The sequence below is a fragment of the Gemmatimonadota bacterium genome (assembly GCA_021295815.1).
Classification (GTDB): Bacteria; Gemmatimonadota; Gemmatimonadetes; order Longimicrobiales; family Gaopeijiaceae; genus JAGWBQ01.
Window position 1 is genome coordinate 114,906 of the sequence record JAGWBQ010000007.1, and the last position, 19,882, is coordinate 134,787.

The following is a 19,882-nucleotide window of genomic DNA, read 5'->3' on the forward strand; positions in this document are numbered from 1 at the left end:
TTCGCGGCATTCGCGGAGGAGAGAACGGTTCCTCAGAGTGAGGCCAGGAACGCAAGAACCAGGTCGCGCCCGAGCCGGTTCAGTTCCTGGAAACGGTCGCGCGCCGCACTAGCTTCGCCGCCGTGCAACAGGACCGCGTCCTCCACTCGCTGTACGCGCCCGTCGTGCAGGTACTGAAAACGGTATCCGAGGCCCATAAGCGGGGTGGTTCGCCACTCGGAGGGAGCGGCTCCGCCCGCACACGGTCCGGCGAGCTCGGGGCCCATGTCGTGCAGCAGGAAGTCGGAATAGGGACGGAAGGCCTTTTCGGCGAAGGCGAGACGGTCCGTTGCACTGTCCCGGCCGGGGGCCGATGTCATCATGACCGGAACGTGACAGCTCGTGCATCCGATTTCGGTGAAGAGGCGTTCGCCCTCCGCCGTCCGGTCCGCATCGCTCTCGGTTCGCCGGGCGGGGGGCGCCAAAAAGCGAACGTAGGCGGCAACCGCCTCAAGGACCGAGTCGGCGAGCTCGGGCTCGGCGGTCGGGTCCGTTCCTGCGGGCAAGGGCATTCCGTTCGGGAGTTCCTCGTACGGGTGTCCCGATGTCGTGAGTCCCATCTCGAGTCGAAAGGCGTCCTCGGCGAAATCCCGCACCCTCGCGTGAGTGGCTTTGAAGCCGAAGCGGGCGAGGGCTCCCGCGCCGTCGAACCCCGGACGCCCCGAGATGCCGTCTCCATCGCTGTCCTCGGGATCGGCGAGAGCGAGGATGGTCTCTTCCGCTACGGCCTCCACCATGCCCATGCCGAAAAGCGGAAGTGGGAAGATGTCGGCCATGTGAGTGGCATCCGGCGGACGCCGTTCGGGAGCGCCGCCGGCCGCGCGCAGCGGCTCGGTCACCAGAAACTGGAGGAGATCGCCGCCGGCTGCGTTCAGGGGATCGCAACCCGTGGCGGGATCGAAGCGGCTGGCCTTAGTGACCGGCTCCGCCCCGAAACCGCCGCTTGCGGGCAAGTCGTGGCAGGAGACGCAGCGTCGCTGGTTGAAGAGGGGACCTAGCCCCTCCGATTCCGTGAACTCGCGTTGGAAGAGCGCTCGTCCAAGGCGGAATGCGCCCAGTTCGGTCTCGGTCAGTCCGGGAAGTGGATCACCAGGCTGCTCTTCGACGAACTCCGCAGTAGCGGTGCAGGAGGGGGAGCCGACTGCGAAGAGCAGGAGCGGAACACTGCGCCACGAGCTTGCCCGCTCCAGCGTCGCGGTGCCCTGGGAGGCCTTGGCCACGGGTTGCTAGGGAATCCCGAGAGTCGCCGCCTGGAATTGGTAGGAGAAGGTGAGGGCCTGGCGGACTCCCACGGATTCCCACACCTGGAGTTCCCTGAAGTCGTTGTACCAGTCCCGCCCGTCGATCTTCACGTTCACGGCGATAGTGGCGACGACCTCTTCCGTGGGAAAGATGCGCGAATGGAACTGCAGGCGATCGTTCAGGCGGTAGGTCCGCTCGTACGGCAGGGTGACGGTGGTCGTGTCGGACGAGTTGATGTGCGTGATCAGAGGGCAGCCCTCCTGACCGACGCACTCCGGGTCCTCGACGAGGAGGAAATCCTGCGACGTGATCAACACTGCCGACGAGACCTGCTGGCTAGTGACGGTCACGGTAACCTCTTCAGGTTCACCTGGACCGGTGAGCCAGTCACAGCCGGAGATCAGGACGGGGACGAGCGAGAGCGGGAGAATCCGAGGCAGGACGGAAGACGACGGAAGGAGCATTGTCGCTATCTGAATGGGAGGGGATGGGTGTCGGTACCGGCATGGTACCGGTTACGCGTTCTCATACACCGCTGCCCAGCTTCCTATCCCTGGTTCGGGGACCCGTGCCTTAACGGCCCGGACCGTGCGGTCCGGGAAACTATGTCGCTCGGTTCGCGTATGCACGGTGCTCGGATCAGTACCGAGAAACTGCCGTGCCCCCCGGTGTCCGGGTTGGACGCCGAGCGGGGGCTCCATCCACCCCACTCAAAAGGGAAAGCTATGTCACCAACATCGTTAAATCGAAAGGCGCTGCTCTCAGGGATCACCCTGATCGCGGCGTTTCTGTTCACACCCAACGCGCCTCCCGCCGCTGCGCAGGAGGTCGGTTCCGTCGTCGGTACGGTGGTCGACGAGGCCTCCGGAAGACGTCTCGCCGACGCTCAGGTTCTGGTGACCGGTACCGGGATCGGAGGGCTCACCAACGCCGCCGGCTTCTTCAGGCTAGGAGCGGTTCCCGTGGGTTCAGCGGAGATCTCCGTCAGTCTGATCGGGTATCAGCGCACGACACAGACCGTCACCGTCGCTCCCGCCGGCGTCTCGGTCGAGTTTCGGATGAGCCAGACGGCCATCTCGCTCGGTGAAATCGTGGTCACCGGCGTCGGCCAAGCCACCGAGCGGCGCGCGCTCGGCACGACCGTGGACGTGATCTCCGCAGCGGAGATAGATCAGGCACCGGTTCAGAACGTGGCTCAGCTCCTCCAGGGCCGAGTCGCGGGGGCGACCGTCAACGCCACCTCCTCCCAGCCCGGCACCGGCAGCCTCATCAACTTCCGGGGCGTCTCCTCGGTGGTCGGCGCACAGACTCCGGTCATCTATATCGATGGCGTGCGCGTGGACAACGACCAGTCCACTGCGGCCGGGACGGGCGGCGAGCAGTCAAGCGCACTGGCCGACCTCATGGCCTCGGACATCGAGCGCATCGAGATCACCAAGGGCGGTGCGGCGAGCACCCTCTACGGCTCGGACGCCGCCACGGGCGTCATCCAGATCTTCACCAAGCGGGGCACGCCGGGGGCTCCCAAGGTGACGGCGCGGATCGAACGCGCCTACGAAGTGCCGGAGCTCAAGTACATGTTCGACGTGGGGCTCACCTTCCCGGACCTGGTCGCGGCGGGGGAGGCTCCGGCCACCCTTCTCGCCGACCAGTACTGGCGAAACGGCCAGGCCCAGACCTACTACGTGGGTGTCAACGGGGGCACCGCCGCCGTCACCTACCGTCTGAGCGGACGGATCAACCAGACGGATGGAACCCAGCCCAAGAACGGCTCGGTCCAGTACAACCTCTCCGGCGGGATGCAGGCGACGATCTCCGACCGCCTGCGGGTGGAGTTCTCCGGCGCCTACACTCGCTCCAGCTTCGACCGTCTCTTCAATGGAACCGCCATCGCCGACCCTATCACCACTTTCGAGGTGGGCGACGCGCTCTTCTTCTCGGGTGAATCGACCCTCCAGGGCGCGCTCGAAATGTTCTTGCGCCCCGACATCACCGAAGAGGTCAACCGCTTCCTGGTGAGCGGCGGAGGACACTTCAATTGGAACGACGATGTGGAGACCCGCTTCACGGTGGGCGTGGACGCGCGCACCAACCACCAGCGGGTCCTGCAGCCGATCGGGTTCACTCCGGGAGAACCCACGGGATCGCTGACGCGGTTCAACAGGGAGTTCACCTCGGTCTCACTCAACCTGGCCACCACCTGGCGGACTCGGTTGAACGACGGACTAAGCTCGGCTCTGACCTTCGGCGCCCAGGGCTTCCGCGACGACGAGTCCGTCTTCAACGCGAACGGCACCGGCTTCGCCCTCCCCGGCTCCGAGGACTTCGGGTCCGCCGCAGAGGTCTCGGCTGGTGAAGGCAACTCGGAGCTCTTCAACGGCGGAGTGTTCGTCGACGAGCAGCTCGCCTTTCAGGACAAGCTCTTCATCGGCGGCGGCGTGCGCATCGACGCCGGCTCCTCGTTCGGAGACGAGATCGCCTACCAGGCCTATCCGAAGGGCACGCTTTCCTACGTGATCTCGGAGGAGTCCTTCATGCCGGGCGGCGATATCCTGAACGAACTGAAGCTGCGCGGCGCGTACGGGCGCACCGGAAAGTTCCCTGGTCCCTTCCTCCGCGACCGCACCTTTTCCGCCATTCCGTTCCGGGGCGAGAGTGCGCCTTCCTTCGCCAATCCGGGAAACGACGAACTCAAGCCCGAGGTCACCTCGACCATCGAGTACGGCTTCGACGCGGCGCTTCTTGACAACCGCATCGGGGTGGGCTTCACCTACTTCGACGCAGTCACGAGCGACGCGCTCTTCCTGGTCCCGGAGCAGCCTTCCACGGGCCTGGGCAACCAGCTTCGCAACGTCGGAGAGATCGCCAACACTGGTATCGAGGTCGCGCTTAGCGCCACCGTGCTCAACATCGAGGACTACGTGTGGAGCCTGAGCGGTACCTTCAACACGGTCACCAACGAAGTGACCGACATGGGTTCCGCAGCCGACTTCAACATCGAGGCCCAGAAGAGAGTCAGCGAGGGCAAGCCGGTGGGAACGTGGTGGATGACCCATCCCGTCGACACCAACGGCGACGGTCTCGCCGACGGCTCGGAGACGCAGTTCGTCACCAAGGAGGACGGCAGCTACGCCAGCCCGCAACCGGATCAGTTCGGGGCCTTCTCCACTCAGCTCACCCTCTGGAACAGGCTCTCGCTCTCGGCGTTGGCGGACTGGGCCACCGGCGCCTACGTCTTCGACTACGGGTCGGTGTGGGCGACTTTCAACGCCATCTACCGCCGCGAGGAGATCGAGGGCGTGACCTTCCCGGATCGCTACGACACCTCCGGGACGGGAATCGGCAAGTACTCGCAGAGCGCGGCGCGCCGGGCGTTCCTCTACGAGGGCGACTGGCTGAAGCTCAGAGAGGTGAGCGCGCGTTACGAGCTGCCCGAGAGCCTGGTCGGAGACCGGGCCGAGAGGGCGAGCATCTATGCGAGCGTCCGCAATCTGGCCATCTGGTCGTCCACGGCCATGGTCGATCCCGAACTCAGCGGCGTCACCGGCGGCGGTCTGGAGCTCGGTGGAGAATCGAGCATCACCGCCTCGCCGAACCGGGCGTTCCGGTTCGGCCTCGAGTTCGTGTTTTAGGCCACAAGGAGAACCACAACAATGAACCAGACAAGAAAGAGACCGTTCCTGCCCATGGCGATCGCCGTCCTCGTCGGCTTCCAGGGCTGTGATTTTCTCGACCCGACCAACGTGCAGAACCCGCTGACCACCACGGACGACCTGGCCAACGCCGAAGAGCCGACGGCCGCGCTGCTCCCGGGACTGCGAGCCCAGTTCGCCCGTGCGATCTCCGCCGTGGTTTCGACCACGGAGAACGTCAGCGACAACTACAGCATCCACGGCACGGGCATCAACAAGGACTTCGACAACCCGCGCGCGGTCACCTCGCAGGTGGCCAACGGCACCGGCACCGGTGGGGGCGGGGCGTACTGGAACATCCAGGAGCTCCGTGCCTTGGCGGATTTCGTTCTCGAAATCGCCACCGGAGACGCGACTGCCACCCAGAGTCAGATAGCCGAGGCGCGCTATTATCGCGGCGTCGCTCTGGTCATGCTCGCGGAGAACTTCAGCGCGGCGCCGGTCGAGCTCGACGGCGCAGCCCTCTCGGGTCGGGAGCTGCTCACTCTGGCGGTCACCGAACTCCAGGGAGCCACGGGTTCCGGAAGCCTCGCCCACGCGACGCTCGCTCGGGCTTACCGGCTTCTGGGCGATGCGGCCAACGCCGTCTCCAGCGCCAACTCCGCCCTCGCGCTGGGAGACGGATTCTACAACTTGCAGGAGTATGATGCGGCGACCCTGACCAACACGCCGCACGCCTTCCTAGTCACTCGCGCGCTGCAGGAGATGCAGCCGCTGCCCCGGCTCGACTTCCTCGATCCCAAGTTCCTCTCCCGAGCAGCCGGCATCGCTTACGCCAAGGGCGAGGAGATGTACCTGATCAAGGCTGAAGCGGCATTCGCCGGTGGCGACTTCGTCGCCGGCCGGGCCGAACTGGCGCGGGGGCTGCGACTCGCGCTGAGCCGAGGGACCACTTCGTTCATCGACAACGACCAGCGCCTGAACGCCGATCTCTCCATCCGGCCACGCGACGCGGCGATCAAGGTTCGGGCGGACGACGAGAGCCCGATCCGGTCAGGGCTGGTGCTCAACCGCAACGGGAGCGAGGTGGCGGTGCCCGAACTCTCGTCGACCTCGCTCGACCCCGACTCGGTCGCGGCGATTCCGGTCGGCGACACCGACGCGCTCTGGCACGCCCTCCACCTCGCGCGACAGGAGATACTCTTCCTGGAAGGGCGGAGGATGTCGGACCTTGGGATCCGGCTGCCGATGATGCAGCGCGAGATCGACGCGAATCCGAACATCAATCCGGGCGGCCCGGGAACGGAGCCGGTGGTTCCCGGCTACATCCCTGCGGGAGAGACCATGGACTTCTTCACACCCGCCTCGCCCTACGGGCCCGACGGTACGCTTCTTACCGACGTGGTCACCGTAAACGTCGACATGAACAAGGTGCTCGTCGCGAACGGGGTGTCGCCCTTCCTGAACTAGGAGCCTTGTCCACGCACCGCCAGGTGTGGTGCGGACCCGCCGGCATCGCAGGAATCGGTGTCGGCGGGTCGCCCTCTTGCAGACCTGAACGGCTTGGGCCGGAGGGGCTTGGGCGTGGACCCTGAAGCCCTTCGCGACCTTCGACTGGGTACCAGCCGTGCGAACCGCCGAATCTCCCCGGATCGGCAACCTTCCCGATCCCGGCAGGTATCAATCGGTATGGCTTGAAGCCATGGCGGCCGCCATCCGGGCGTTGCCCTCATCCATCCCAGAACCCGGGAGGGGACTATGGGAACCTACGTCGTTCGAACTGCCGGTATGCTCATGCTGCTCGCGTTGGCGGCTCCCGGCCCGGTAACCGCCCAGACGCCGACAGGGGCGATCGAAGGCACGATCACCGACGCGACCACGGGCCAGCCGCTGCACCAGGTCTCGGTCGTGGTGGAGGGAACCGAGCTCAGCGCACTGACCAACCTGACGACGGGCCGCTACTTTCTGACCAACGTACCCGCCGGAGACCACACCGTGAGGGTGGTGGTCATCGGCTACGTGACTCAGGAGAAGCAGGTCACCGTCACGGCGGGCCAGACCACGGTGGCCGACTTCGCGCTCGAGATTTCGACCGTCAGCCTTGACGAGATGCTAGTCTCCGGAGCGGTGGGCGAAGTGTATTTCAGGACGAAGGGCGGACCGTGGCCCTTGGTGAGCGTGGCCGATTTCAACACCGAATCCTACGCCCACATCGACGAGAACGACTTCAAGCTCGTCAGCGCGTCCCCGCTCTCCACCTTCTCGACCTCCTACGCCAACGTGCGCCGTTTCATCCAGGACGGCGAGCGCCCGCCCATCGACGCGGTCCGCATCGAGGAGATGGTCAACTACTTCCCCTACGAGTGGGACGACGTGTCTGGCGAGCACCCGTTCGCCGTGACCACCGAGGTGACCCAGGCGCCCTGGAAGCGGGAGCATCGGCTGGTTCGCATCGGGCTGCACGCGCAGTCGATCGACACCGAGGATCTCCCGCCCAGCAACCTGGTCTTCCTGCTGGACGTGTCCGGATCGATGGAACCGAGCAACAAGCTGCCGCTCCTCAAGAAGGCGTTCTCTTTGCTTGTCGACCAGCTGAGGCCGCAGGACCGGGTCGCGATCGTGGTATACGCGGGCGCTGCCGGGCTTGTGCTTCATTCCACCCCCGGCAACCGGCAGGACAAGATCCTGGCCGCGCTCGAACGGCTGCAGGCCGGCGGCAGCACCGCCGGAGGCGAAGGTCTCAAGCTCGCCTACGAGACGGCCCGCGAGTATTTCATCGACGGCGGCAATAACCGCGTCATCCTGGCCACCGACGGCGACTTCAACGTGGGCGCCTCCAGCGACGGCGAGATGGTGCGGCTCATCGAGAGAGAGCGCGAAAGCGGCGTCTTCCTGACCGTGCTTGGATTCGGCACCGGCAACCTCAAGGACTCCAAGATGGAGCAGATCGCCGACCACGGGAACGGCAACTTCCACTACGTCGACGGCCTGCTCGAGGCCCGCAAACGCTCCTCACCCTGGCCAAGGACGTGAAGCTGCAGATCGAGTTCAATCCGGCGCGGGTGGAGGGCTATCGCCTGATAGGGTACGAGAACCGGCTGCTGGCCGACGAGGATTTCAACGACGACACCAAGGACGCGGGCGACCTCGGGGCCGGACACACCGTGACCGCGCTCTACGAGGTGGTGCCTGCGGGCGTCGAGGTGCCGCGCGAGAGTGAAGTCGACGATCTGCGCTACCAGCCGCAGGCGGACCACCCGCCGCTCAGCGAGTTCGAAGGCGAGATGCTGTACGTCAAGATCCGCTACAAGGATCCCGACGGGGAGAAGAGCAGGCTTCTCGAACACGCTGTCGCCGACCGGAGCGGGATGCCTTCCACCGACTTTCGCTTCGCGACCGCGGTGGCGGGCTTCGGCATGCTGCTGCGCGACTCACCCTATGCCGGGACCTTCTCACTCGACGATGTCGTGAAGCTGGCCGAGAGAGGCAAGGGGGATGACCCGCGCGGCTACCGGGGCGAGTTCATCCGGCTGGTGGAAACGACGCGAGACCTGGGGCTGCTCAAGGAGGCGGAGGAAACGGACGGGCGACACTAGCACGTACGAAAAGGTTGGCCAGGTGATCAGGTTCCCCCGGCCCGGTTCCGCCTCCGACTGACCCTCCGCCTTACGCCGGCGGCAGATCCTCCACCAACCGGACCATGCGCTCGACCTGGTCCTCGTCGGGAAGCCCGCCCATCCCCGCACCGAGGTTGTCGACCATGTGCTCGGGTCGGCTGGTCGCGGGCGTGACCACGGTCACGGCCTCGTTCGCCAGGACGAACTTGAGAAAGAACTGAGCCCAGCTGTGCGCGTCGAACTCCCCGGCCCATTCGGGAACGTCGCGTCCGCTTACCCGATTCCACAACCGGGTGCGTCCGAATGGGGCATAGATCAGCACACCGATGCCGCGCTCCCTGGCCAAGGGCAGGATCTCCTCGGCGGAAGCTCGGTTGTCGACGGCGTAGTCGACGCCGATGAAGTCGATGGGCTCGTTGCGCATCACCGCCGCGAGATCGGGATAGCGTCGCTCGCTCGTGCTTGTGATGCCGATGTACCGAACCCGAGCGGCCTCTTTTTCCTCCTTGAGGATGCCGAGCTGGGTCGGAGGATCGCCCAGGTTGTGTACCTGGATGAGGTCGACGACCGGGAGCCGGAAACGGTCGAAGGAGCGGCGGACCTGAGCACGGGCCTCGTCCGGATCGGCGCTTCCGCCGCCGCGACCCGCCACGTTCACCTTGGTCGCCCAGAAAATGCGATCCTGAATGCCGAGGTCGTTGGCCACTTCGCCCGCCACCTCCTCGGAAGCCCCGTAGGACGGTGCGGTGTCGAACACCGAGCCGCCGTTGTCCACGAAGGTCTGGAGCACGGCCCGGATCGCGCTCACATCGTCGCTTCGAGCCACCCGCGAGAAGGTGGCCGAGCTGCCCAGACCGACGACCGGGAGCATTTCGCTCGTACCGGGGACGGCCCGGGTCATGATTTCCTGACGCGTCAGCGCCTGGAGCAGGGTAGGGGTGAGGGCGAATCCCGCGCCGCTTCCGGCGGTGAGCTTGAGCCAATCGCGTCGTGTGAGCTTCATCGTTCCTTGTTTCTCGGGCCATGGTTTACGAAGGGCGGGCGGCACGAACCCGTCTCCTGCGTCGGGTCTGCGGTTCCCACCGCTAAACAAAAGATGGCCCGGACCGTCCCGGATCACAAGAGACACCGCCCGACCGGCAGTTCGCTACCTTCCCGCCCCCACTCCCGTCAGTTCTTCGCTCAACCGTCTCAACCTGGCTCGGGCCTCCGGGTCGTAGGTCTGGTCGTTCGCGCGGGCCGGTCGAAGGCCGCTGAAGTACTGACCACTCTCGAAGTCGTCGGAGTCCACGACCTGCATCACGGCGTCGGCGCCCTCGGCGATTGTGGACCGCGGGGTCACTCCGAGCCGACGCACCATCCCGGTAGGCATGTAGGTGGCCGGATGCAACGAGCCTACGACGATGCCGGTTTCCGCCAGTTCCTCCGCCAGATCGTGCGTGAACATGACTTGGGCGAGCTTGCTCTGGGCGTAGGCGCGGCGACCGCTGAAGTTTCGCTCGATCATCACGTCGTCGAAATCGATCGGCGTCTGGGCTCCCGACGACACGTTGACGATGCGCGACGGAGCGCTAGAACGGAGCCTCGGCAAGAGCATCCGTGTCAACAGGAAGGGGGAGAGGTAGTTGACCTGATAACGGTATTCGTGCCCGTCGTCGGTGAGGAGTCGCTCGTCGGGAGCGGAGCCGAATCCCGCGTTGTTGATGAGGATGTCCATTCGGTCGTAGTCGGCCAGCAACCTCCCCGCGAACCGCCTCACCGCAGCTAGCGAAGCGAAGTCGGCCCGGTAGAAGCGAGCGCTTCCCGGTCCCGCCGCGTTGATCGCGTCCACCACCTCGGCACCCCGTTCCTCGTTGCGACCGTGCACGATGACGTGATCGCCGCGAGCGCCGAGACGGATGGCCAGCTCCCTCCCCAGTCCGGAGGTCGATCCGGTCACAAGCGCGACCCGCTGGCCCGGAGAGGGCTCTCGGGTGACCTGGGCCCCAACGGAGTCGGTTGCGAAGCCGAGCGGAACGAGGAGCAGGGCGGCTGTGAGGGTGGCCGTGTGGCGGGGCCGAACCTCGACGCGGCGGGCAAGGGGCGGGGCAGACATGTCGGACATGGAAACGGATCCTCGCGAAGATGGCGCGGTCGGCGGTGGCGTCCGGTGCTGCTGCGGACGACGTCCGCCCCGCGAAGTCTATCCGGTTTCGGCTCGGATCGCCACCGCCGGAGGTTGAAGAGGCGTTGGGGTTGGCTCACGACAATGCTTGAACGTAGCCACCCGCCTCACCTCCGCATTCCGTTGAACGCGTCCGCCATCGCCCGGATGTGCACGGGGGTGGTCCCGCAGCAGCCTCCGATGAAGCGGGCGCCGGCGTTCACGAGCCTGCGGGCGTAACGGGCCATGTACTCCGGGCTCGCCATGTAGATCTTGCGGTCGCTGACGTTCCTCGGCATGCCGGTGTTGGGCTGGGCGGAGAGCGGGAGCTCGACCTCCTCGGCCATTTCCTCGATGGCGTCGAGGGTGACCGCCGGTCCGACCGAACAGTTGAGTCCGACCACGTCGGCGCCCCCGTCTGCGAGCGTTGCCGCGATTCGTCCGGGGCTCGCGCCGCAGGCGGTCCGTCCGTCCCCGTTCACGGTCATCTGCGCGAAAACGGGGAGCCGGGTCGCCTCCCGTGCCGCCGCCAGGGCGGTGGCGATCTCGCTCAGGTCGGAAAAGGTTTCGAGGACCAGGCAGTCGACGCCGCCCTCGAGCAGCCCCTCGAGCTGAGGCAGGAAGCGCCCCTTCGCCTCTTCGTGCGTTACCGCACCGGCAGGCTCGACCCTGACCCCGAGCGGTCCGATGGCCCCGGCAACGGCGGGGGCGCCGGCCGTACGCGCCAGTCCGGCCGCTCCTCGATTGATCTCCCGGGTGCGCTTGTCCAGGCCGTAGGCGGAGAGCCGGACCGGGTTCGCCCCGAAGGTGTTCGTCTCCACGATCTCGGTACCGGCGGCAACGTATCCGCGGTGGATCTCGGTGATGAGCTCAGGCGCGGATAGGTTGAGTTCGTCGTAGCACACGTTCACGAAGACGCCGCGTTCGTAGAGGGCCGTTCCCATGCCCCCGTCGAAGAGGTGCGGTCGGCCGTCGGCGATCCAGGAGCGGACCACATTCATCGGACCGCCTCCGGCGCTGTCGGTTCGTAACCCAGGTTAGGCGCCAGCCATTCTTCGACCTCGGCGAGGGGGCGATCCCAGCGGCAGGCGTAGTCCCGCACCTGGTCGCGTCCGACGCGTCCGATTCCGAAGTACCTGGCCTCGGGATGGGAGAAGTACCAGCCCGCGACCGACGAGGCGGGCGACATCGCGCAGCTCTCCGTAAGCCGAAGCCCCAGGTTGCCGGCGTCGAGCAGCTCGAAAATGAGTTCCTTCTGAGTGTGGTCGGGGCAGGCCGGATAACCGGGCGCCGGACGTATGCCCCGGTAGCGTTCGGCCACGAGGTCGTCGGCCGACAGTTCCTCGTTCGCGGCATAGCCCCAAAGCTCCGTGCGCACCCGCTCGTGCATATGTTCGGCGAAGGCTTCGGCTAGACGGTCGCCGATCGCCTTGACCAGAATGGAACGGAAATCGTCTCCTGCCGCAGACGCCTCGGCGGCGAGATTCTCGATCTCACGACCGGAAGTGACTGCGAAGGCCCCGATCCAGTCGTCTCTTCCCGCATTGGCCGGGGCGACGAAGTCGGCGAGGCACGATGCGGCCCGTCCCTGCTTGCGGAATTGCTGCCTGAGGAACGGGACCCGCACCGGCCCATCGACGCCGGACGCATCGAGAAGCACGTCGTCCCCTTCGCTGAACGCGGGGAAGAGTCCGGCGACCCCGCGCGGCCGCACCCGCCGGTCCTTCTCCAGGGTTTCCAGCAGGAGCTCCGCCTCTTCCAGCAGCTCGCGCGCCTGGCCCCCGAGTTCGGGATCGTCCAGGATCCCAGGAAAGCTGCCGCGCAGCTCCCACGTCGCGAAGAAAGGCCCCCAGTCGATATACGGGGATAGCTCGGCGATGCTCGGCGAGAACGTGTGCACCCCCGGGAGTGGGGGAACGGGCGGCTCGTAGCCTGTCCAGTCGAGTTTCGGTCCCGAGGCCCGGGCGTCAGCGATGGAGAGAAGGGCGGGGCGCCTTCCTTTTCGTCCGGGCCGGCGACGGAGGGCGTCGTACTCGTCTCGGACGTTCGAAACGTAGTCCCGCCTGCGCTTGGGATCGAAGAGCGCGCCGACGACGCCGACGGCGCGGGAGGCGTCGGCGACATGGACCGCCGGGCCCAGGGTGTACTCGGGCTCGATGCGGAGCGCCGTATGGGTTCGCGATGTGGTGGCGCCCCCGATGAGGAGCGGCAGGTTCAGCTCCTGCCTTTCCATTTCGCGGGCGAAAAGCATCATCTGACGCAGGGAGGGTGTGATGAGGCCGGAGAGACCGATGATGTCGACCTCCCGTTGGCGCGCGGTCTCCAGGATGCGCTCGGCGGGCACCATGACGCCCAGATCGATCACCTCGTAGCCGTTGCAGCGGAGAACGACTGCGAGGATGTTCTTGCCGATGTCGTGAACGTCGCCCTTCACCGTCGCCAGCAGAATGCGTCCCTTGTGTCCGAACCCGCCGCGGCCTCGTCCGAGATCGCCGCCGCCTTCCGCGTCTTCGTCGGCTCTGCCGGCGTCGCCGCCGTCGAGGCTCTCCCGCCGCTCGCGTTCGAGATGGGGTGTGAGTTCTGCGACCGCCTTCTTCATGATCCGGGCGCTCTTCACCACCTGCGGAAGAAAGATGCGCCCCGAACCGAAGAGTTCGCCCACGCGGTCCATGCCGGCCATGAGCGGCCCTTCTATGACCGCCAGCGCAACGCCCAGCAGCTGCCTGGCCTCCTCGACGTCGCTCTCGATGAACCCGTCGATACCGTGAACGAGCGCATGGGAGATGCGCTCCTCGAGCGGAAGGCCTCTCCACTTGGGCGTTCGCCCGTCGTCGGCGCGGACGGCGCCGCGCAGCTCCTGGGCGATCTCGACCAACTGTTCGGTCGCAGCGGGACGGCGCGCGAGCAAGACGTCCTCCACGGGTTCCAGAAGCTCCGTCGGCAGTTCGTCGTAGATGGGCAGCGCACCGGCATTGACGATCGCCATGTCCATCCCTGCCTCGATCCCGTGGCGGAGAAAGGCCGAGTGCATCGCCTCGCGCAGAGCCGGCGAACCTCGGAACGAGAATGAGACGTTGCTCACTCCGCCGCTTACCAGCGCGTGCGGACAGCTCGCCTTTATGCGACGGGTGGCTTCGAAAAAGTCGACGGCGTAGCGGTCGTGCTCCGGGATCCCCGTCGCGACCGCGAAGACGTTCGGGTCGAAGATGACGTCTTCGGGCGGAAAGTCCTCCTCCATGAGTAGCGCGTATGCGCGTTCGCAGATCGCGACCCTGCGGTCGACGCTGTCCGCTTGGCCTTCCTCGTCGAAGGCCATCACCACGACCGCCGCCCCGTAGCGCCGGGCGAGGCGTGCGCGTTCCCGAAACAGCTCCTCCCCGTCCTTGAGGGAGATGGAGTTGATCACTCCCTTTCCCTGGAGGCACTTGAGGCCGGCCTCGATCACGTCCCACTCGGAGGAATCCACCATGACCGGCACCCGCGCCACGTCGGGCTCCGCGGCGACGAGGTTGAGGAAGCGCGTCATCTCGGTCGCGGAGTCGAGAAGCGCGTCGTCCATGTTCACGTCGACCACCTGGGCGCCGCCCTCCACCTGCTCTCGGGCCACGGCGACGACCTCCGGGCTTTCCTCCCGCACGAGGCGGGCGAATTTCCGCGACCCGGTGACGTTGGTGCGCTCGCCGACGTTGACGAAGAACGCCCCGCCCGGGTTGACCACGAACGGTTCGAGGCCGGAGAGGCGGGTGAGTCGGGGCGGATGGGCGATCCTGCGCGGCGGCACGCCCCTTACCGCCTCCGCCATCGCCGCCACATGCTCGGCGGTCGTTCCGCAACAGCCTCCCACGATGTTGAGGACCCCCTCCGCAGCGAGTTCGGCCATCGCCTCCGCCATCAACTCCGGCGTGTCGTTGTACTCCCCCAGCTCGTCGGGCAGGCCGGCGTTCGGATAGCAGAGTACGGGAACTGAAGCCACCTCGGCCAGCGCGCGCACGTGGGGACGAAGCTCGGTCACGCCCAAAGCGCAGTTGAAACCGACCGCGAGGAGCCCGGAGCTCCGGCCCGGACCCGGCTGGACGCCGTGGGAGACCGAGTGGTAGAAGGCTTCCGCAGTCTGGCCGGAGAGGGTGCGACCGCTAAGGTCGGTAATGGTACCGGAGACCGCCACAGGGAGGTCGGTGCCGCGTTCGGCGAGCACCTCCGAAATGGCGAAGAGCGCCGCCTTGGCGTTCAGGGTGTCGAAGGCCGTCTCGACAAGGAGGAGATCGGCGCCGCCATCGATCAGAGCGAGGGCCTGCTCGGCGTAGGCGTGGCGCAGGTCGTCGAAGGTGATTGTGCGCGCACCCGGATCCGAAACGTCGGCGGAGATGGATGCGGTGCGGTTGGTGGGTCCTATGGCGCCCGCAACCCAGCGGGGTCGGCCGGAGTCACGTCGTTCGGCTTCGTCGGCCGCGCCCCGAGCCAGGAGGGCGGCTTTCCGATTGAGCTCCCGCGCAATGGACTCGAGACCGTAGTCCGCGAGTGCGATCGAGGTCGCGCCGAAGGTGTTGGTCTCGATAATGTCGGCGCCGGCGGCGAGATAGGAAGCGTGTATCTCGCGGACGATCTCGGGCTGGGTGAGCGTTAGAAGGTCGTTCTGCCCGAAGAGAGCCGTCTCCGACTCGGCGAAGCGCGTCGACCGGAAGTCCGATTCCGTCAGGTCGTACGCTTGAAGCGCGGTCCCCATCGCCCCGTCGAGGACGAGAATGCGCTCGGAGAGAGCCTGGCGAAGCAGGCCGGTTCGATCTTGGGCAGGCAAGGAGCCGCCTCCATGCTGGGAGCTCCGGAGCGGTGCGCACTTGACCGGAGCTCGGGTTTTTTAGCTGGTTCGGCGGAGCCCCGTGGTCGGGGCGGCTCCGCGCAGGGCCGCAATACACCGCAAATCACCCTTGCTGAAGATAATCTGTACTGTTTGGCGCGTCCGGTCAAGGTGGGGAGGGGGCGGTCGTGTTCACCGGGTTGTCCGGTATTCCGCAGCGAGCGTGAAGGTCATGGCACGGACGTTCATGGTACTTCTACCTAGAGAGCCAATAGCTGAGCTTGATCATGAACACGTTGTCCGAGGGCGCGCCGAAGAGCGCGTTCATGTCGGAGCCGAAATCGAAGTCTCCGTTGCCGGCGAAATGGTCCCGGCCCTGCGACCAAACAACGTAGAGCAGCGAGCCGGGCACGTATTCCCAGCGGAGAACGGCGTTGGAACGAAACTGCTTGAAGTTGAAGTCCGGATCGTCGATCGAGGTGTCGACTCCTGAGAGGTCGAAGTGGTGGCGTCCGCCCTCGAGCCTCGCGTTCAGCGGCTCGAAGCGGTCCTCGTACACTGCGGCCTGCGGGTCCGCGACCCGTTTGAAGTCGGTGTAGCTCCCGCTGCTCACGAAGGGCTGCGCGTAGACCTGGAGCGAGAGCGTGGGCGTGAAGGCGTGGTCCACGCGGGCGGTGAGTCCGACCGTGGCCTGATCGATCCGTCCGAAGACGTACTCCGACTGCTGGTTCACGTAGAGGCTGCGAACCCACTGCCGGTCGTTGACCTCCCGCCTGACGTGCCCTCCGATCTGGAGGCTCGTTCGTCCCGAAGGCCTGAAGCGCAGGTTCGGCGAGGTGCCGAGAGACCAGGAGTCGCTCTCGGGGCGTCTGTTGCCGAACACGGTGGCGCTCGCGCTGACCCGCTTGCGCGAATCGGTGGAAGCTCCGCTCCAGAAGTTGGTGCCGGATTCGGTGCGGAAGAGGGGGCCGCCTCTGAGGATGCCGTCGGAGAGCGCGGAAGCCGAGTGGTTCACTCCGAACCAGGCGTTCCAGAAGCTCTTGAACTGGAGGTTGGCGTTCACGTTGCCGCCGACCTCGGTGACTTCGTTCCCGAAGGTGCGGACCGACCACGCGTTCACGTTCGTGCTCCAGCTCCGGAACGGTCCCTGCGGGGTGCTCCGCTGGTAGCCTCCCCAACCCCAGCCGACGATGTAGTCGGTACTGCGGAGATAGCCGGCGTCGTTGGTTTCGAAGCCGGGCGTTCTCGCCTGGACCCCCCCGCCGATCCGCCACGGGCTCCCGGCGAACTTCATGATGTCGACGTTCAACGAGCTCCCGGAGAGGCTCGTGCGGGTCGGGTCGTAGTCGAGGTGTTCCGCGTCCGGACGATGGAAGTAGCGGGCGGATGAACGCTGCGTGCGTGCGATGGCGTCCGCCGAGCCGGTGACGACCGATCCGAGCGCGTATCCTGAGACCTGCCAGGCGTCGCCCCTGAAGCGGTGTCGGAAGTCGAGACCGCCGGTGTAGGCGCCGGAGCGGAGATCGAGCTCTTCGGCGACCGCGCCGTCCCTCCTAAGCGCGGTTCCTATGAAGCCTATCGCCGACCTGCCTTCCCGCAAGTCCTTCTGGAGCCTGAGCACGCCGTAGTTGGAGAGGGGCTCGACCGGAGTCTCGGTAAGCGCTCCCGTCGCCGGCTGCACCTTGGCGTTCTCTCTCGAGGTCAGGGCGTGCATGGCCCCGATCGACCAGCCGGCGGCGGTCTTGCCCGAGAGCTTCCAGGCGCCGAGAATCGTCGTCCGGTCGGGTCGGTCGACGTAGCCGCCACTGGGATCGGCCCGGCCCTGCGGCGAGCGTCCCACCCGGCGCGGGTAGAAGAGCGATTCGTTCGCCTCGTCGCCGTCGCCCAAGGCGATGGGGAACGAGAAGATCGAAGAACCCTCCAGGAAGAAGGGGCGTCGCTCGGGATAGAAGGTCTCGAACGCCGTCAGGTTCACCTGGGCCGGGTCGGCCTCCACCTGACCGAAGTCGGGGTTGATGGTCATGTCGAGCGTGAGATCGGAGGTGACCCCGTACTTGACGTCGGCCCCGAGGGTGCCGAAGGTTCCGTTCGGCTTGTGGAAGGGGTCGGCTTCGTCTCCCTGCACCCTCTCCAGGCGAGCGAGCGAATAGGGCAGGACTTCGAGCCTTCCGGGAGCTTCGATGTCGCGCAGATCGCGGAGCTCTCCGAACATGCTCACCAGTCCTCCGTCGGCCCTGGTTATCGGCGCCCAGACGGAGGCCTCCTCGCGCCGGGCGATAACGCGGATGAAGTTGATCCCCCAGGTCTGCACGTCCGCATTGCGGAAACGGAGCTGGGAGTATGGGATGCGGAACTCCGCGCTCCATCCTTCCGAATCCCGCGACGTGGCCACGTCCCAGACGGCGTCCCAGCCCGAGTCCTCGTTCAAGTCGTCGAAACGGTACACGTCGGACTTGACGCCCTTCGGGTTCACCATGAACTGGAAGGCGGTGCGTCGATCGAAGTACGAGTCGACGGCAAGGCCGAGGAGATCCGAGTAGGAGTCCTGATCGCGCCTGGTCAACTGTCCCACGATCTCGTCGGGTTCGGAGTCGAAGGCCCGCATGGCCACGTAAAGGGCGTTGTCGCCGTAGAGCACCCGAGCCTCGGTGCGCTCGGAGGCCATCGCACCCTCGTCCGGTTCGATCTGGGAAAAGCCGGTGGCTACCTGCGCCCTCGCCCAAACCGCCTCGTCGATCACGCCGTCCACCGAGACCTCGCTCCCGTTCACTCGCGTCGCCGTGATGAAGGGGCGCTCGGCGGCGGTTCGACCGTTCGCGATCCTGGCGGCCGCCGAGCCCTGAGGTGTCGAACCCTTCTCCTGCGAGATCGCCGGAGCCGCGGCGGATGCGGTAAGCGCCACCGCCAGCGCCGCTGGGATCAAGGACCGTGACGACGCTCCCGAAGGAGTCTCCCGTCCGCTACATCCGCGGTTTCCCCGCCGCACGCACTTCATCATCGTCGTCATCATCATCCTCACTCCCTGTCGGTCACGGTCCTGATAGGTGGATTTCTGGAGATTCGAAGGCCCAGCCCGCCCCTTGGTTGCCTTCGCGCCCAACTACGAGTGTTTGTCCGACGGGTTTCGGTCGGCCGGTAGGAGGCGAACCCCTCGGCCGGGAACGGCATTTCTCCTGCTCTGCGCCGGCGCGTCCCGACGCCCGCCCGAAGGTCGTCCGCAGCCTGTCCAATCGGCAACGGTACGGCGCTACCTCGGCCTCGCCGCTCGTGGAGAGATCGGGCGCAGACCGCGCTAGCTTTCTTTGGTGCCGCTTCGGACCGCCGCCGGCACCCTGACGATCCGCCAATACCGCCGTCCCGTGCCGATGCCGACTACCGACCCCGAGCAGCCTTCCTCGCCGTCCGCAGCGGCCCGCGAGGTTGAGTACGCGTACGGGAGTGCCGTCCGCCCTCGGCTCGGGAACCGTTTCGTTCTCGGCCACGGCCTCGGCAACGACTACCTGGTCTTCACCGCCGCCGAGAACCGGAACGGCTGGACGGCTTCTCCCGAGGCGGTGCGCCGGGTCTGCGACCGGCATCGCGGTCTCGGCGCCGACGGAATCGTTGCGGTCCTTTCCACCGAGCCCGCCATCCGGTTGCGCATGTTCAACCCCGACGGGAGCGAGTTCGAGCGGAGCGGCAACGGACTGCGCATCGTCGCCGCCTGGTTGGCAGGTTCCGGGTTCGCGGCGCAGGGAAGGCCGTTCGACGCCGAGGTCGGAGGCGGTAGCGTCGGGCTCCGCGCCGCTCCGGCGGAGTCGGGTCAATGGGACGTCGAGGTGGAGATGGGACGAGCCGGTCTGGGGCCCGAGGTCGTGGCGTTCGATCGCGGTCCGGTCCGGCGCACAGGCGGCTCCGATCCGACCGTCGGTGCCCGCGACGCCGCGATCGAACTGGAAGAGCCGACCGGCGGCTTTCTCTCCGTGTCGCCGGTGTCGATCGGCAATCCCCACATGGTCGTCTTCGGCGAGAAGCTCTCCGAGGACGTTCTGGCGAGGATCGGCCCGTGGCTGGCCGCGCACCGGCGCCTCGCGGCCGGAAGCAACGTCCAGCTCGCTCGGGTCGTCGGCGCCGGGGTGATGCGGGCTTTGATCTGGGAGCGCGGCGTTGGGCGCACTGCGGCGTCGGGGACGAGCGCGGTCGCGGTCGCGGTCGCGGCGGTCGCTCGCGGACTGCAAGTTCCTGGCGAAATCCGGGTCGAGATGCCGGGCGGATCGCTCTTCGTTTCGGTGAACGAGGATCTCGACGCGCGTCTCCGAGGGCCGGTGGAGATGGTGGCGGAGGGGAGGCTCGACCGGGGCTTCCTGACTCGGCTGGGCTGAGTTCGTGGCATCCGCCTGGCCGAGTCGGCAGGGAACCGGCCGGTGTGGTGGCT

The 19,882-nt window shown here is 66.6% G+C and carries 10 protein-coding genes and 1 pseudogene; 4 read left to right on the forward strand and 7 right to left on the reverse strand.

Annotated features, from left to right (window positions below):
- Positions 1 to 32 precede the first annotated feature (32 nt).
- The gene (locus J4G12_04090; protein MCE2454986.1) at positions 33 to 1,259 is read right to left on the reverse strand and encodes a hypothetical protein; all 1,227 of its coding nucleotides are present in this window, start codon (positions 1,257 to 1,259) and stop codon (positions 33 to 35) included.
- Positions 1,260 to 1,265: 6 nt separating this feature from the next.
- Positions 1,266 to 1,745 (reverse strand): hypothetical protein, encoded by a 480-nt coding sequence (locus tag J4G12_04095; protein MCE2454987.1) that lies wholly within the window; start codon positions 1,743 to 1,745, stop codon positions 1,266 to 1,268.
- Positions 1,746 to 2,006: 261 nt separating this feature from the next.
- On the opposite strand from J4G12_04095, the gene J4G12_04100 reads away from it, so the two are divergent.
- From J4G12_04100 to J4G12_04110, 3 genes and pseudogenes are all read left to right on the forward strand, one after another.
- Complete coding sequence (locus tag J4G12_04100; protein ID MCE2454988.1) at positions 2,007 to 4,913, forward strand: TonB-dependent receptor plug domain-containing protein; 2,907 nt, start codon at positions 2,007 to 2,009, stop codon at positions 4,911 to 4,913.
- A gap of 21 nt (positions 4,914 to 4,934) precedes the next feature.
- Positions 4,935 to 6,383 (forward strand): hypothetical protein, encoded by a 1,449-nt coding sequence (locus J4G12_04105; protein MCE2454989.1) that lies wholly within the window; start codon positions 4,935 to 4,937, stop codon positions 6,381 to 6,383.
- 288 nt (positions 6,384 to 6,671) lie between these two features.
- A pseudogene (locus tag J4G12_04110) lies at positions 6,672 to 8,509 on the forward strand (von Willebrand factor type A domain-containing protein).
- A gap of 70 nt (positions 8,510 to 8,579) precedes the next feature.
- On the opposite strand, the gene J4G12_04115 reads toward J4G12_04110, so the two are convergent.
- From J4G12_04115 to J4G12_04135, 5 genes are all read right to left on the reverse strand, one after another.
- Positions 8,580 to 9,533 (reverse strand): aldo/keto reductase, encoded by a 954-nt coding sequence (locus J4G12_04115; GenBank protein ID MCE2454990.1) that lies wholly within the window; start codon positions 9,531 to 9,533, stop codon positions 8,580 to 8,582.
- Positions 9,534 to 9,677: 144 nt separating this feature from the next.
- Positions 9,678 to 10,625, reverse strand: coding sequence for an SDR family NAD(P)-dependent oxidoreductase (locus J4G12_04120; GenBank protein MCE2454991.1), 948 nt, complete (start codon positions 10,623 to 10,625; stop codon positions 9,678 to 9,680).
- Positions 10,626 to 10,801: 176 nt separating this feature from the next.
- Entirely contained in the window at positions 10,802 to 11,674 is an 873-nt protein-coding gene (locus tag J4G12_04125; protein MCE2454992.1) for a homocysteine S-methyltransferase family protein, read from the reverse strand.
- Complete coding sequence (metH, locus tag J4G12_04130) at positions 11,671 to 15,468, reverse strand: methionine synthase (protein ID MCE2454993.1); 3,798 nt, start codon at positions 15,466 to 15,468, stop codon at positions 11,671 to 11,673. The genes J4G12_04125 and metH overlap by 4 nt, the downstream gene beginning before the upstream one ends.
- A gap of 256 nt (positions 15,469 to 15,724) precedes the next feature.
- Positions 15,725 to 18,391, reverse strand: coding sequence for a carbohydrate binding family 9 domain-containing protein (locus tag J4G12_04135; GenBank protein ID MCE2454994.1), 2,667 nt, complete (start codon positions 18,389 to 18,391; stop codon positions 15,725 to 15,727).
- Between the two features lie 442 nt (positions 18,392 to 18,833).
- On the opposite strand from J4G12_04135, the gene dapF reads away from it, so the two are divergent.
- Positions 18,834 to 19,829 carry a diaminopimelate epimerase gene (dapF, locus tag J4G12_04140; protein ID MCE2454995.1) on the forward strand — a complete coding sequence of 332 codons (996 nt, stop codon included), beginning with the start codon at positions 18,834 to 18,836 and terminating at the stop codon, positions 19,827 to 19,829.
- Positions 19,830 to 19,882 lie beyond the last annotated feature (53 nt).